The sequence below is a fragment of the Oceanobacillus sp. FSL K6-2867 genome, assembly GCF_037963145.1.
Taxonomy (GTDB): Bacteria; Bacillota; Bacilli; order Bacillales; family Amphibacillaceae; genus Oceanobacillus.
The window spans coordinates 1,237,637-1,252,730 of the sequence record NZ_CP150144.1 but is presented as its reverse complement, the minus strand read 5'-3'; the positions used below and the strand labels follow the sequence as shown (position 1 = coordinate 1,252,730).

Here is a 15,094-nt window from a genome sequence, read left to right as displayed (position 1 = left end):
TATAATAGGCAATTCTCTTTTTGCTTTTTGTGGAGGTGTTTTAAAATTGAATACAGATAAAATACCTGGGTTAAAAGTGGCTAAGTTGAAAATCAAAATCTATTTAATAATTTTTTTGTTTTTCTTCTTTTTTATTATTGGGGTAGTTGTTCTTTTTGTTGTTAATTCAGTAGATACGAGTAGTGATGGAATGCATCATTTAAGAGAAGAAGAAAATGAAGAATATACGGATTTTTATATTAGTAACGGCATTGCACCCGAAGTGTTGAGGTATAAACCTTATTTTGAAAAATATGCAAAAAAGTATTTCATATCACAACATGTAGATGTATTGATGGCTATGACTATGCAAGAAAGTGGAGGTAGGGTATTAGATGTAATGCAAAGTTCTGAATCGATAGGACTTCCTCCCAATTCAATTACAGACCCAGAAGTTTCTATTGACGTTGGAACGAAATATTTTGCACAGGTTATGAAAAATGCAGAGGGAGGAGTGAAGCTTTCCTTGCAATCTTATAATTTTGGTTCGGGATTTATAAGTTATGCGAATGAAAGAGGGGGTTATTCTAAAAAGGTTGCTATTGATTTCAGTAATATGATGGCTAAAAAAATGGGTTGGTCTCGTTATGGTGATGTTAATTATGTAGATAATGTTATGCGTTATCTTGAAGAAGATAATTCTGTTCCTATAAATGCTCGTGGTGACTGGGCGTTGCCATTAAATGAAATTAGAATTACAAGTAAATTTGGACCACGCACACATCCAATTACTGGTGAGTTAGAGAGTTTTCATGGTGGTTTAGATTTTGGGTGTACGCCTAGAGATAATATCATGGCAGTTAAGGATGGAAAAGTAGTAGAAGCAATTCATGGCAACACTGGCTATGGGAACTATGTTACTTTGCAACATGCAAATAATGAATTTAGTCGATATGCTCATATGTCATTATTAAATGTTTCACTTGGTGATAATGTTAGTCAAGGTCAAGCTGTTGGGAAATGTGGAACGACGGGTTCTAGTACAGGAAATCATTTGCATTTAGAGCATTTGACTGAACTAGGTCAAGCACACCAAGATAAAATTGATCCACTAAAAACATTAGGATTAGATTGATTAAAGAATGTCCGATTTTAGAGGTGATAGGATGAAAAAGTATTTACCATTAATTATTGTTGGCGTTTTAGTCATTGTTTTCTTATTTGTAAAGAATGATAATTATAGAAATGAATTAAAACAAGCAAGAAATGAAATAAGTCAATTTGAGAGTTCGGAAGAAGTTATTTATTTAGAAGCTGGTGATATAGCAGAAAAATTCATTAAGGGTTATTTTAATTTTCAAGGAAAACCAGTAAGGGAAGATGTAGAAATGTATGTATCAGAGAAAAAATTAAAAGAATTAAATTTTGAAACGAATGAAGAATATGATGAAAAATTGGTTGAAGTGAAATCTACTGTGAATGATTTAGATGTTTATTTAGGAAAATCAACAGACGGTAGACAAAAAGTTTTAGGGGTTTTCATAAATGAGATTGAAATGGATGGTGCGGTAAGTTTAGTAGATTCATTCATTGAGATGGATTTGGAAAATATAGACAACGTTTGGCGGATTGTTGATTTTAATTTTTTTCAGTATTGATTCTATGTTAACATATGGTTAAATGAAAATTATTCCAATTGGAGGTTATTTTCTTGCATAAACATGTGTTGGAAATAATGGTATTGATGATTTTTTCTATCAGCCTAGTAGCGTGCGGAAATTCAGAAGCCAAAACAAATTTAACCTATGAAGATATAGCAGATATGACTATTGAAAAGTTTGAATCAGAGTTGCCTAAGTTAGGTGAGTTAGACTATGAACCTTATGATATAGATTATGGAAGTGATTTAAGAAGTGGTTCAGATATAACAATGTGGGAAAATGGAAAATATGTAAAATTTGTTGTTCATGATAAAGAAGAAAATAAAAAAGAAACAACCTATTTTAGATTAAAAGATGATGAACTTGTGAATGTAAACGGTCATCCAGATATTGATTTTGATTCTTTAGAGGAACAAGAACCCGATTATATAGAAGAAAAAGGTGAAATTATTAAAGAGTGATTGTATATTTAATATTAAGAAAATATATAGAAATTGTAGGTGAGATGAATCTTATATTGAAGTTGTTTCTTAAAAAAATAAAAAAGCAATGCTTTAAATGAAATATTTGATTTGGTGAAAGAGCAGATGAAAAATTGTCTGCTCTTTTTTTATGATTATTTTTAAAAATGAGGAGGATAACAAATGAATAAAACCATTTCAAAGAAAGAGTTGCAAGACATGGGTTTTCTACCATACCAAGCAGTTGATATTATTAGACAAGCTAAGTATCATATGGTTCAACAAGGTTATCCATATTATAATAATAAAAGGTTGGGAAGAGTACCATGTCATGCTGTTGAAAATATTATTGGCGTTTCGTTTGAAGGCGGTATGAATGGCTAAAACAAAATATTCAGGAGTATATCAAGATGGAAAGGGAGGATTCTTTTACAATATTGAACTTGGTGTTGATAAGGTTACTGGTAAAAGGATTCAAAAGAAAAGTAGAAAAGACAGCAATGGTAAAAGGTTTACTTCAGCAAGAGAGGCTAATAAGGAAGCGACTAGAATAAAAAATGAATACCATATGCAGAATGGTTATGCTAATTATAGACTTACCTTTGGCGAGTTTATGAACTCATATTATTTGCCATACTATCAATCTAATGTAGAAGAAAGTACATGGGAAACTAGAAGACATGTTTTATCGGAAATTCGAGATAGATTTTTCGATAAAGAACTTAGGGAGTTTGATATATTAGAATGCGAATTCTATAGAACTTGGCTTTTAAAAGAAAGTGGGTACTCACAAAATTATGCTGCATTGGTCTATGGAGCTTTTAGACAAGCTATGGATTATGCTGTAAATTTGCAATTTTTAGATAAAAACATTTCAAAGAAAACAAAATCAATCCCTAAAGGTAAAAGTCTTGTTGCTTATTGGACAAAAGAGGAATTCGAAAAAGTTATTTCGGTAATTTATACGCATAATTTTTATGAGCATATGTGTTTTGTCGCTATTTGGCTATATTATATGACAGGAGTTCGTGTAAGTGAAGGGCTAGCTCTCTATTGGAATGATGTTGATTTCAAAAAAAAGAAGTTACGAGTTCATCATACTTTACAAATGAAATCACAAAAAGACTATAAGAGAAAGCCATATACTAAAACAGAAGATGGAATGCGAACAATAACTTTAGATGATGATAGTTTGAGTATATTAAAAAAATGGAAACGGGTTCAATCTGATCATGGAATAGAAGATTTTATATTAAGTTATACAGGTTTACCCGTTTACAGGTCAACGATTCCAAGAATTATAGCAAGATATGCTAAAGTTGCAAAGGTTCCAAAGATACAAGCCAAGGGTTTAAGACATTCTCACGTTAGTTACTTAATTAATGAGTTTAATGCCGATATTCTTGTTGTTTCAAAAAGGTTAGGACATAGTTCACCTGAAATAACATTGAAACATTATGCACATTTGTGGAGTAGGAACGATGAACCGATTGCTAAACAAATGACAGGGAATGTTAAATTTGTCCCTGCCAAAAAAACTATGATTAATTTTAATGGTAATCAAAATGTTAAAGGGGATTTGATTCCCTACCAAAACCCTGCCAAAAGTGAAAATAACCTAAATGAAAGCTGTAATAGCAATGATTCTTAATGACTTGCTACGATTGAGTGGGAATAGTAGAAGGAGAGCTGAAACCCCTTTGTTTATAAGGGTTTCGGCTCTTTACTCTATTTTCATTGCATTGTTATTGCATTATTTGCTTTTAAATCTTTACGCAGGTAATGAGCAGTGAATTGATTTTTAGGTGAAGTATCTTTATTTTCAGTTGAAGTTTGATAAGACAATATACCTTTTAGTTTATGAGCGACTTCAAAATTACTATTAGGATACAGATGCCCATAAGTACCTAATGTTGTTTCAATATCTTCATGCCCTAAGCGGTCTTTTATGATTAATGGATTTTCACCCATACTGATGAGCAGGGAAGCATGAGAATGTCTTAATGCATGTAACCTGATCCGATGCACCTTAGCTTTTTCAGAATAACGTGTAATGGCATTCGCTAATGTATGCTTTTGTGTGGGGATACCATTATAGCTCATCACAAAATTGGTTTGCACGACAGACTGCTGCACGTTCTTCCATTCGTGAAGTAACGTTAATGTATCCTCATCTAATGCAATATGACGAACGCTTGCTTTTGTTTTCGGTTCTACAAAAGAATAGTTATTTAAATTCTTGTAATAGAGTGTTTTATCAATAGATAACACACCAGCATCAAAGTCAATATCTTCCCATTGAATTGCAGTGGCTTCTCCAATCCGCATACCTGTCATAAATAAAAACCATAACGAGATAAATAAAAAATGTTGATAGTAGTCTTCCTTATAAAAGAGAGAGATGACTTTTTCAAATTCTTCTTTTGTCCAAAAATCTATTTTTGTCTTTGTTTTTTTTACATTTCCAACAATTTTCGATGGATTACTTTCAGCTAATCCTAAAACAACCGCTCGATCCATTGCCATGGAAAACAAACCTTGAACATTTCTAATATAAGAAGAACGATACTTCTTTTTAGATAACGTTAATTGCCATTTTTGAACATGGATTGGAGTAATTTCCGTTGTGATTAAATTATTAAAAAAAGTGAAATGTTTTCTTACAGTCGGTAATCGATTATCGTACGTTCTTCCTTTTACTTGTGTTTTATACCAGGGTAAGAAAATATCTTCAATAAACTGTTGAAATAAAATGTCATCTTGCTTTTCTTCTAATGCGTCTGACTTTGTAAGCAGTAACCTCGAATATTCTTCCCTTGCTTCTTTTTTAGTCTTAAAACCACTGCGGTACTTCTGAATTTGCTTCCCAGTGATGGGGTGATATCCTAAATTTGCCCTAAAATAATAAGTTCCGTTCTTTGCCTTTTTGACGATATCTTTAGTCATGATTTCACTCCTTACGCAATTAGTGCAAGAAGTACAAATCACACATCTAAAGTTATCCCTAATACTTCTTCTACAGCTTCTTTAGGAACACGATCTAACTTTTTAGATTGATAATACGTGTGTCCCTTTGAAATCATTAGTTTTTTACACTCTCTAATGATATCAGCTGAAAAAGAGGGACCATAACCTAGTGCTATCAAGTCTTTTTTAGTGACTGTGACCATATAAACTCCTTTCCATAGACTAGGATATGCTATTTGATATCTGTCTATTATTATATCGCGTCTGTAAAACTAATTCTAATACGTTACGTGAATTTGGCTCTTGCACTAAAATAAAAAGGTTCTATTGTCATAATTTGATGGTTACTGTAACTTTTCTTGTTAAATTGAATATCAAAAATCAGACGGCTGCTGGTGCAGCTCCACGGGAATTTCACCCCTGCAAGTATTTCTTCCAGCCCTACTCATAGCTTGCGACGCTTCAAACGCTCGAACCATGACGATAGGGGAGTATCATTATCCTAACTGATGGGTTATCGCCAACAATCCACCACGATTGCATTAGACTCATAGATTATCGCTCGTTTCTAAAAAAGTCATGGCGTATGAATCAAGTGGCTCGTCATCAGTAGAATGTATCTGATTTTGTGTTTATACTGCACAGCGTTATCTTCCGTGCTTTCTTTGTCAAAGAACAAATATATGATTAATGAAAGGGAAAACCTAACCATTCTGTATTCAAATTTTGAAAGCTAAAACAGATTGCATAAGCTTCGCTCGTAAGCGTTCACGTGTATCTTCATCGATACCCCAATAAGTGTTTCCTTGTTCATCACGGAGCTTACGCATGGATAGGCTTGTCATATAGCTTCCATAATGTAGAACAACTACTTTCATTGTTTCTGGCTCACCCTTATTTGCAGCTAAAATGATTGGATACGGCAACAAGCCACGCTCATTGCTTTCCGTATTAGTATTAATCATCCCATTCATCTGCAGCTCCTCCAAAAAACGTCTTAACGGTTTAAAAGAACTCGTTCGCCTATACTGTACAGTACTAACGTGGAATGTTGAACAATTGACCAATTTTTACATCAGAAAGATTAAAAAAGTAGTATAGTAGGATGATAGTACGCTTCTCAACTGGCAAGCTATGCATCGCTTTTGCAAGAAGTGTAGGAGTAATTTTCTTACCAGCTACTTGAAGTCCTTCTATTTCTTCTCCCTTTTAGTGTTTGTCTAAGGTATAGAGCTGTTTTTCTTCTTGCGGTGTTAAATTTGAAAATGTTATCTCCTTAGATAGCTGTTTCTGTCTTTCTTTGTATATGTTGATTGCTTCATTTTTCAGTACTCGCTTACAAAAAGCGTTAAATGCACAACGCACCTGCCGTTCGGTACGAGAAGGTTCCATACACTCAACTCTCTTCGAAACTGCAAAGATGGGTGATGATTTCCCCTTTCATTACCTTCAACAAGTTTTTTTGTAAAATGCCAAAAATCAGAGAAAAAGTTTTTAAAAAACAATAACCCAACTGAATATTAACAGTTAGGTAGAATGATTTTTAATATTTAATATTAAGGACCAAAACAAGAAATACTTTAAATGTCAAACTCTATTTTATTACAATTCACATAAAAACTGATAAAAACTGATCGAACATAATAATGAATAATACAAAAATATAGTTTTTTAAAATCATTTCTTATCTGTTAAACGTAATGAAACTTGAAAGGTCCAGCTAAATAAAATAGTAAGAACATAAAAATATAACCAAATAAAAATCTTAAATAAAGTGTTTGAGCCTCAGTTGATTTTCAAAAGTCATTGCATATGCATGTTGGAACCATGGATAATATTTCCCATACTTGGAACTGGAGATAAAAAGAGGACATATAACTTTGATTTATCGTGGTATTAATAGAACCATTTTTGAAAAGTTCGATCAAAATATAATAAAAACCTGGTTATAGCTATTTTCAATTACTCATTTTTTTATCAATTAATTCACTTACTATTGGCTATATTATTTAATATTTCTTAAGCCTTACGATAAACATTATTCTACTTGAACACCTTTAATTTGATACTATTTTCCGATTAACCAATTTCTTTAACCCCACCATTATACTTATAGATGATAATAATTTCTGATTTTTGGAAAGTGGATGATGACCTTCGTATATTTCCCATCTTCTGAATGAATGGAAAGGTCATGTCCTAATTTAAGAGCCATTTCTTTTGCAAGGTAGAGACCTAAACCGGTAGATTTGGCATGACTTCTCCCAATAGATCCTGTAAATCCTTTTTCAAATACGCGGCTGATATCCTCTGGCTTAATTCCAATGCCTGTATCTTGAATCTGTAGCCGCTTTTCTTTTCGATCTTCCTCAAATTGTACGGAGATTTCCCCGCCTTCACCTGTATATTTTAAAGAATTTGAAAAAACTTGATCCATAATAAAACCAAGCCATTTACTGTCGGTATGGACAACCTGTTCAATATTGTCCATATGAAAGCGAATTTGCTTGTTAATAAAAGATTTGGCAAATTTCTTTACACTGTTTTTAGCGACTTGATCCAACACTACCTCGGAAATAAAATAATCTTTGGAAAAAGAATCAATGCGAGAATAATAAAGAGCCTGCTCCACGTAATTTTCGATTCTATCCAACTCATCTTCAAACTTGTCCACAAGGTATTCAACAGTTCTTCCATTACTGTTTTCCATAAGCAAGCGACCTGCCGCAATCGGAACCTTGACTTCATGAATCCAAGATGTAATAAAGTCTTGATGATCCATTTTTTCGTTATACAACTTTTGTAATTGATCGCCATGCACACTATTTACTTTTTTTAATAACTCAAGATATAACAGTTGTTCATCGTTTCGCGGTTTAGGCAGAGTTGCGAGAAATTCTTCATGATTACTTTCAACCAAATCATTTAATTCCCGATAAAATTCTCTATTGTAATAGTATTCGATGATTACGTATATAGCTACAATAAAAAAGATAACCACATTGGTATATACGATATTACTTACAGTGTTTCTGGAATCTGTGCTCACAATCATCATCAAAGAAACAAAGAACATAATGATCACGTTTAATATAAAGAAATTCCGTTTATCTTTTAGATATTGAAAGAAACTCATTGGATAATATAACCTTGTCCTTTCTTAGTCATAATGAAGTGTTCTTTTCCAAGTTCAGCAAGCTTTTTACGCAGACGAGCAATATTAACCGTCAATGTATTTTCGTCTACGAAATTTTCATTCTTCCAAAGGCTACGCATCATTTTCGTACGACTGACGATGGTTCCTTTATTTTTCATCAGGATTTTCAAAATAAGAAATTCTGTTTTCGTGAGTTCCGACTTTCGATCTCCATGTAAGGCCTCTCCGTTCTCAAGGTTTAATATAATTCCATCATGTTCGATTGTCTTAGACTGTGTTTCCATGTAGGAATACGTTCTGCGGAGGAGTGCATTAATTTTTGCAATCAATACATCCATATGGAAAGGTTTTTGAATATAATCATCTCCTCCCATGTTTATCGACATCACTATATCCATTGGTGTATCACGGGAAGAGAGAAAGATCATAGGGACCTTTGAAATTTCTCTGATTTTATTACACCAGTAAAATCCGTCAAACGATGGCAAATTGATATCCATGATGACTAGGTGAGGATCATGATTAAGAAATACCTGCATGATTTGGTCAAAGTCTTCGATCTTAACGGTTTCAAAACCCCACTTTTCTAATGTTTCCCCTACCATATCACGAATGGTCAAATCATCTTCCACAATCATGATTTTCATTCCTCTTCCCTCCAAACAATCATCCTTCTTTAACATCATATTAATTGAATATCGACCAACATACAAAGAAAATATCGTGTTTAAAGATATTTTTTATCAATGTGACGAAAATGTAAGGTTACGAGATCAAGCTGTAAGTTTATATAAAGGGCACCTATTGTAAAATAAAAACGTAAAACAAAACAACTCTGAATGGAGGATTTAAATATGAAAACTATTGTCGAAGCAAAACAAATAAAAAAAGTCTATGGTGCAAAGGGAAATGTATTTTCAGCTTTGGAGGATATAGACTTAACCGTCATGGAAGGTGAATTCGTCGGTATTATGGGTCCCTCGGGTGCTGGTAAATCAACTTTACTAAATATATTGGCAACAATTGACGAGCCGACTGCTGGTGACATCGTGGTTGACGGAATCAATTTGACAAAGATGAATGAAGAGCAATTATCTGCCTTTCGCCGTGACAAACTTGGTTTCCTTTTCCAAGACTATAATTTATTAGATACTCTAACTGTGAAAGAAAATATTATCTTGCCGTTAGCCTTGGCAAAATTGAACGTTAAGGAATTGGAACGAAGAGCAGATGAAGTGGCAGATAAGTTTGGCATTCGCGACATTTTAAATAAGTACCCGTATCAAATTTCTGGGGGACAAAAGCAACGCACGGCAGCATCACGCGCGATTATTTCAAAGCCAAACCTAATATTGGCAGATGAACCAACAGGTGCGTTGGATTCGAAATCAGCAACAGACTTATTAGAAAGTTTAGAGGATCTTAATGAACAAGACAAGGCAACAATTTTAATGGTTACCCATGATGCTTATGCGGCAAGTTATTGTAATCGCGTCCTATTTATTAAAGACGGTAAAATCTTCACAGAACTTGTGAAAGGGAAAAGATCCCGCAAAGAATTTTTCAACAAGGTGTTGGATGTTCTATCCGCACTGGGGGGTGGAGCAAATGACGTTATTTAGTTTAGCAAGGAAAAATATTAAAGGTAACTTCAATAATTATTTTGTCTATTTTGTTACGCTCGTCTTCAGCATGGTTATTTATTATACGTTCACTTCCTTGCAATATAGCGAAAAAATTCAGGAAAGCATTGAATTGTCGGATACAATGAGTTTCATGTTTGGGGTATCATCAATTATCTTAATTTTATTCGTAGCAATCTTTATTTTGTACTCCAATTCATTCTTCACAAGAAAAAGGAAGAAAGAAGTCGGATTGTACGCCATACTTGGTTTACGCAAGAAAACCATTGCAAAAATGTTATTTTATGAAAATTTGATTATGGGAATCATTGCAATAGTTATTGGAATTATTCTTGGAACCTTACTTTCCAAATTATTTGCAATGATTTTAATAAAACTTATGGGTTCAATTGCCGAGGTGGACTTCGGTATTTCCATTCTAGCGATTACCCAAACAGTCATAGTCTTTATGGTCATTATTTTATTCACTTCCGTTCAAGGTTACCGTTTGATTTATCGTTTTACATTAATCGAATTATTCTATGATGAGAAAAAAGGAGAACAAATTCCAAAGGTTTCACTTATATCGGCTATTATCGGAGTTATATTGCTTGTCGTTAGTTACTGGCTGATATTAAAACCATTTCCTGACGAATTTACTACGGAATATTTAATGAAAAATTATGGTATTGCTTTTGTTGCTCTCGTCATTGGCACCCATTTATTTTTTCGATCTGTAACGGTCTATTTATTAAGATTATCACAAAAAAATAAGTCGCGTTATTACAGAGGAACTAGAATAATTGAAATATCTCGCTTACTGTTTCGTATTAGAGGGAATGCACGTACCTTTACAGTCATTGCATTGTTGAGTTCTGCAACGATCTGTTTCTTAGGTGCAACTTACAGTGGGTATTACAGCAACGAAAAAAGAGCTGAGGAAGTTGTTCCGTTCAGCTATTCGCATTTGTCAAAAGGTCCAGAATTTGATTCGCAGGTGGAGAGCATAATAAAAGCAGATCATCGACATCCAATAAAAGCCCAACTAGACATACCCGTCATTCAGGTAAAAGGAATACTCTCATTTCAACTGGATTATGACATAAATCCTGTGCAATTAATCTCAGAAAGTACATTTAATAAAGCAGCGAATGCTTTAAATAAGGATGAAACAGTCTTACTATCAAGAAATCAAGCAGCAGTAATCCAGCCAAGGTTTACTGAATATACGAAGTCGGTTTTTAAAGGAGAAAATATAACGATTCAATTGCCTCAAGGAAGCAGCGAACTGCCATTTGTTCATATGGTTGAAAGTAATGTGCTACCTTTCGATTATCCCGATTTCTTTCTCGTAGTCAGTAACGAAATGTTTGCTGAGATAGCCAAAAAAGAGGCTCCATTAACTTATAAAGTGTATGAAGTGGAAAATGAAGTAACGGCACAAGCCACATCAAAGAAAGTAAATAAACTGGTTGGAAACGATTTTCAAGTTTCTTCATCATTTTATACGGAGTATAAGCAAGGTAAAGAAGGAAACGCAATTACTCTCTTTATTTTTGGATTTTTGGGGCTTGTATTTTTAGCGGCAAGTGGAAGTATCATTTATTTCAAACAGTTAACAGAAGCGAATGAGGCGAAAGGACACTATGAAATCCTTAGAAAAATCGGTGTCAATAAAAAGGATATACGTAAATCAATCAAAAGGCAGTCATTATTTGTGTTTGGATTGCCACTAACCGTAGGAATATTGCACAGTTGTGTGGCATTGTACTTTACTAGCAACTTTATTTCTAATCTCATTGGAATCAATCTTATCTTCCCTATTCTAATGGCTATAGTCTTCTTTGTTATCATCTATGCAGTCTATTACGTATTAACTGTTAATACGTACAATCGCATTGTAAACAAATAAGAGCGAAACATCTCTCGAATGTTCGGTTCGGGAGGTGTTTTTTTCATGTATTCCTTTGTTAAAAAAATCCTCATTACTCTGGAATCTAGACCGATTATATTATTGAAGATCAAATTGAACATCCTTAAATCTTCTAACAACAAAAAATCGAATGATTGGAAATATGATAACTCCTATACAAAATGTATCGCCAATAGAAACACAATTCAGTCTGTAATATCAGAAATGATGCCATATTCTTTCTTGGTAATCAATTTACGGGTTAGCAGTTGTTTTAACATAGCAATTTGCATACTATATAGAATCAAATTCTGTTTCAAAAAACACGTCCCCTTATAATTAATCAATTAAAATCAGACGGCTGTTGGTACAGCTCCACGGGAATTTCACCCCTGCAAGTATTCCTTCCAGCTCTACTCATAGCTTGCGACGCTTCAAACGCTCGAACCATGACGGTAGGGGAGTATCATTATCCTAGCTGATGGGTTATCGCCAGCAATCCACCACGATTGCATTAGATTCATAGATTATCGCTCGTTTCTAACGAAAGTCATGGCGTATGAATCAAGTGGCTCGTCATCAGTAGAATGTATCTGATTTTGTGTTTATACTGCACAGCGTTATCTTCCGTGCTTTCTTTGTCAAAGAACAAATATATGATTAATGAAAGGGAAAACCTAACCATTCTGTATTCAAATTTTGAAAGCTAAAACAGATTGCATAAGCTTCGCTCGTAAGCGTTCACGTGTATCTTCATCGATGCCCCAATAAGTGTTTCCTTGTTCATTACGGAGCTTACGCATGGATAGGCTTGTCATATAGCTTCCATAATGTAGAACAACTACTTTCATTGCTTCTGGCTCACCCTTATTTGCAGCTAAAATAATTGGGTACGGCAATAAACCACGCTCGTTGTTTCCAACATTAGAATTAATCACTCCATTCATCTGCATGTTCCTCCAAAAATCGTCTTAACCTTTTGAAAGAGCTTGTCCTCCTATACTGAACGGTACTACGTGGAATATCGAGTAGTTCAGCTATTTCTACATCTGATTTGTCAAAAAAGTAGTATAAAAGGACAGTCTTACGCTTTTCTTTTGGCAAAGTACGCAACGCTTCAGCGAGTAATTTCGGAGTTATTTTCTTTCCAGCCACTTGAAAACTTTGTCCTTCTTCTCCTTCATATTGCTTATCTAAGGTATAGAGTTGATTTTCTTCTTGTGGTGTGAGATCAGAAAATGTCATCTCCTTTGCTTGTCGTTGTTGTCTTTCGTTGAAAATATTAATTGCTTCATTCTTCAATACACGTTTACAAAAAGCATTAAATGCACAGCGAACTTGCCACTCGGTACGATCTGGTTCTATCATGCATTTCCTCTCCCTTCGCAACTGCAAAGGTGGGTGATGATTTCCCCTTTCATAACCTTCAACAAGATTTTTTATGAAATGCCAAAAATAAAAGCAATATTTTTAAAAAAATATTCATTAAATACAAAAAAGCCCAACTGAACATAAGCCAGGTGGGAGTAAAAATTTATACATATTATTAAATGGAAAATTCTATTTAAAAAAGTTGAAAGCCTTAGTTCAAGAAGAAAACAAATTACGACAAAACAAAAAGTAAAAGTAGTATATGAGCTAAGGCACGATTATCCTGTGAAGGCATTACTCAAAATTGCCGGTATTCCACGTAACACTTATTATTATAAAATTAATACTTTTAAGCACTCAGATAAAAATCCAAAGTAGAAAAGGCTCATTAGTTCTATTTTTGAGAAGCATAAGGGCAGATATGGTTATCGTCGTATCCTCTTTTCTTCTTTAATATTCACCATCCTAAAGAATCTTTGACACAAAGGGAATCTGCTTAATTATATAACTTAACAAGAAGCAAAGTGGTATCGTGATCAGAATCATAGCTAGAAACATGAAGGATGGTGGAAAGTGGATGACCTTCAATCCAGCAATAACAATAGCGATAATCGGTATATGAATGATGTAAATCACGAAAGAATGGGCTGACAAGAAGCTCCAACCTTTTCCTTGATGAAAAACTCTTTTGCGAAAGAATATGATTAATCCGAGAATGATGCCAACACAAAATAGAGCTTCCCAAAGAGAATAAACCAAAGATGTCCAGTTCCAGCCGCCAGAAAACTGTAATCCGTCTAATCCAAATATCAAGACTAAGGGAAGGAGAAGAATCGATGCTCCAATTGCAATTCCAAAACCCGCCCTACCCATAGAATCAGGAATATTTCGAAACCAATTGCGTTGGTAAGCGATGATGCCCAAAATGAATAGCCCGACATATTGTGGGAGATCATAGCCGCTTGCTGTAAAAAGTCCAACGAATGATTGAACCCTGGGAGATCCACCGGGTAAATCAAGAGCAGGGACCCACAGTCTTATGATGAAGTATCCTACCGCTAATATCATGACAAAGACTGTAAACATCATGTAGGTGGGTGGCGTACTCTGACGAACTACTGATAGCTTATTTTTACTCATAAACTTCGCCCAGACTGCGTATAAACAAACGAATACGAAAAGTAACTCGACGTACCACATCGGGCCATAGGTTAAATGTGAAAAATAGGTTTGCCATGTAAATGGCTCCTGGTTAAGCATATAGACTTCAATTGATTGAACTTGGCTAAGAATGAGAACGTAGAAGATAAACGGGACTAGGAACCGGATGAATCTATCTTTGATAAATCGGGTCGCTCCATTACGTTCAAAAGATGAAGGAACAAAATATCCGGAAATAAGAAAAAACGTCCCCATGAAAAAAGTCTGATTAAAAGCAAGGAATAGAAGGCCCATAACAACCCCAATAGACCCTTGTGATAATACCTCGTTATAGATGGAAAAATACACTAAATGATGTAGCACTACTAACATTGTAAGAGCTGCCCTTAGGTTATCAATAAAGTATAACCGACCTTCCTTTTGGAGAGACGAGCTCCCTATATGTCTTGAATTCATAATAATTCTTATGTTCCCCCTATTAATATTTAAAAATATATCTCAACGGAGCATCCGCCAAGCTGGACGGCTATGTATAAGCCGTCCTATTTGCTCTATATTTTAATTTTCACTTTTAGTTGATCCGCCTATTTTCCAAGAGGCTAAACCTATGATCCCGCCAACTACAATAAATATAATGTCCATAACAATTTCAAATCCCTGAAACGCATCAATATAATTTACCAAAAACCAACTTTTTCCCCCATTAGTCAAATGATTGATTAATCCGCCTACTCCCTGTATAACGAAAAGTAGACCAAGTCCACTGATAATTTCTTTCATGATGAACACCTCATTAATAATTT

The 15,094-nt window shown here is 34.2% G+C and carries 17 protein-coding genes and 1 pseudogene; 7 read left to right on the top strand and 11 right to left on the bottom strand.

What is annotated here, in order from left to right; all coding sequences use genetic code 11:
• Window positions 1-46 precede the first annotated feature (46 nt).
• From NSQ77_RS06095 to NSQ77_RS06075, 5 genes are all read left to right on the top strand, one after another.
• Window positions 47-1,114 (top strand): lysozyme family protein, encoded by a 1,068-nt coding sequence (locus NSQ77_RS06095; RefSeq protein ID WP_161493067.1) that lies wholly within the window; start codon window positions 47-49, stop codon window positions 1,112-1,114.
• Window positions 1,115-1,145: 31 nt separating this feature from the next.
• Window positions 1,146-1,637: a hypothetical protein gene (locus tag NSQ77_RS06090; RefSeq protein ID WP_088612323.1), complete on the top strand. Its 492-nt coding sequence runs from the start codon at window positions 1,146-1,148 to the stop codon at window positions 1,635-1,637.
• 53 nt (window positions 1,638-1,690) lie between these two features.
• Window positions 1,691-2,101: a hypothetical protein gene (locus NSQ77_RS06085; protein WP_088612324.1), complete on the top strand. Its 411-nt coding sequence runs from the start codon at window positions 1,691-1,693 to the stop codon at window positions 2,099-2,101.
• A gap of 183 nt (window positions 2,102-2,284) precedes the next feature.
• Complete coding sequence (locus NSQ77_RS06080; protein ID WP_088612325.1) at window positions 2,285-2,485, top strand: DUF3173 domain-containing protein; 201 nt, start codon at window positions 2,285-2,287, stop codon at window positions 2,483-2,485.
• Window positions 2,478-3,752, top strand: a complete 1,275-nt coding sequence (locus NSQ77_RS06075; RefSeq protein ID WP_088612326.1) for a site-specific integrase — start codon at window positions 2,478-2,480, stop codon at window positions 3,750-3,752. The genes NSQ77_RS06080 and NSQ77_RS06075 overlap by 8 nt, the downstream gene beginning before the upstream one ends.
• 83 nt (window positions 3,753-3,835) lie before the next feature.
• Here the strand turns inward: NSQ77_RS06075 and NSQ77_RS06070 are convergent, their stop codons facing one another.
• From NSQ77_RS06070 to NSQ77_RS06045, 6 genes and pseudogenes are all read right to left on the bottom strand, one after another.
• Window positions 3,836-5,047 carry a tyrosine-type recombinase/integrase gene (locus NSQ77_RS06070; protein WP_339229604.1) on the bottom strand — a complete coding sequence of 404 codons (1,212 nt, stop codon included), beginning with the start codon at window positions 5,045-5,047 and terminating at the stop codon, window positions 3,836-3,838.
• Between the two features lie 38 nt (window positions 5,048-5,085).
• Window positions 5,086-5,271 carry a DUF3173 domain-containing protein gene (locus NSQ77_RS06065; RefSeq protein WP_018709270.1) on the bottom strand — a complete coding sequence of 62 codons (186 nt, stop codon included), beginning with the start codon at window positions 5,269-5,271 and terminating at the stop codon, window positions 5,086-5,088.
• Between the two features lie 516 nt (window positions 5,272-5,787).
• Window positions 5,788-6,042 carry a helix-turn-helix domain-containing protein gene (locus tag NSQ77_RS06060; RefSeq protein ID WP_339229600.1) on the bottom strand — a complete coding sequence of 85 codons (255 nt, stop codon included), beginning with the start codon at window positions 6,040-6,042 and terminating at the stop codon, window positions 5,788-5,790.
• Window positions 6,026-6,460: pseudogene (locus tag NSQ77_RS06055) on the bottom strand (sigma factor-like helix-turn-helix DNA-binding protein). The gene NSQ77_RS06060 and the pseudogene NSQ77_RS06055 overlap by 17 nt, the downstream one beginning before the upstream one ends.
• A 718-nt stretch (window positions 6,461-7,178) precedes the next feature.
• Window positions 7,179-8,204, bottom strand: a complete 1,026-nt coding sequence (locus tag NSQ77_RS06050) for a sensor histidine kinase (protein ID WP_339229598.1) — start codon at window positions 8,202-8,204, stop codon at window positions 7,179-7,181.
• Entirely contained in the window at window positions 8,201-8,872 is a 672-nt protein-coding gene (locus NSQ77_RS06045) for a response regulator transcription factor (RefSeq protein WP_018705604.1), read from the bottom strand. The genes NSQ77_RS06050 and NSQ77_RS06045 overlap by 4 nt, the downstream gene beginning before the upstream one ends.
• A gap of 207 nt (window positions 8,873-9,079) precedes the next feature.
• Here NSQ77_RS06045 and NSQ77_RS06040 point away from each other — a divergent pair, with 207 nt between their 5' ends.
• Both NSQ77_RS06040 and NSQ77_RS06035 read left to right on the top strand, forming a co-directional pair.
• Window positions 9,080-9,847: an ABC transporter ATP-binding protein gene (locus tag NSQ77_RS06040; protein ID WP_339229595.1), complete on the top strand. Its 768-nt coding sequence runs from the start codon at window positions 9,080-9,082 to the stop codon at window positions 9,845-9,847.
• Window positions 9,834-11,759, top strand: a complete 1,926-nt coding sequence (locus NSQ77_RS06035; protein WP_339229593.1) for an FtsX-like permease family protein — start codon at window positions 9,834-9,836, stop codon at window positions 11,757-11,759. The genes NSQ77_RS06040 and NSQ77_RS06035 overlap by 14 nt, the downstream gene beginning before the upstream one ends.
• A 206-nt stretch (window positions 11,760-11,965) precedes the next feature.
• Here NSQ77_RS06035 and NSQ77_RS06030 read toward each other — a convergent pair whose 3' ends face one another.
• The 5 genes from NSQ77_RS06030 to NSQ77_RS06010 all read right to left on the bottom strand — a co-directional run bounded on the left by NSQ77_RS06030 (window position 11,966) and on the right by NSQ77_RS06010 (window position 15,071).
• The gene (locus tag NSQ77_RS06030; protein ID WP_339229591.1) at window positions 11,966-12,079 is read right to left on the bottom strand and encodes an SHOCT domain-containing protein; all 114 of its coding nucleotides are present in this window, start codon (window positions 12,077-12,079) and stop codon (window positions 11,966-11,968) included.
• Between the two features lie 372 nt (window positions 12,080-12,451).
• Window positions 12,452-12,706: a helix-turn-helix domain-containing protein gene (locus tag NSQ77_RS06025; RefSeq protein WP_339229589.1), complete on the bottom strand. Its 255-nt coding sequence runs from the start codon at window positions 12,704-12,706 to the stop codon at window positions 12,452-12,454.
• Window positions 12,690-13,127, bottom strand: coding sequence for a sigma-70 family RNA polymerase sigma factor (locus NSQ77_RS06020; protein WP_077735385.1), 438 nt, complete (start codon window positions 13,125-13,127; stop codon window positions 12,690-12,692). The genes NSQ77_RS06025 and NSQ77_RS06020 overlap by 17 nt, the downstream gene beginning before the upstream one ends.
• A gap of 468 nt (window positions 13,128-13,595) precedes the next feature.
• Window positions 13,596-14,747, bottom strand: coding sequence for an acyltransferase family protein (locus NSQ77_RS06015; RefSeq protein WP_339229586.1), 1,152 nt, complete (start codon window positions 14,745-14,747; stop codon window positions 13,596-13,598).
• Window positions 14,748-14,849: 102 nt separating this feature from the next.
• A complete protein-coding gene (locus tag NSQ77_RS06010; RefSeq protein ID WP_018705612.1) occupies window positions 14,850-15,071 on the bottom strand; it encodes a hypothetical protein in 222 nt (73 codons plus the stop codon).
• Window positions 15,072-15,094: the final 23 nt, after the last annotated feature.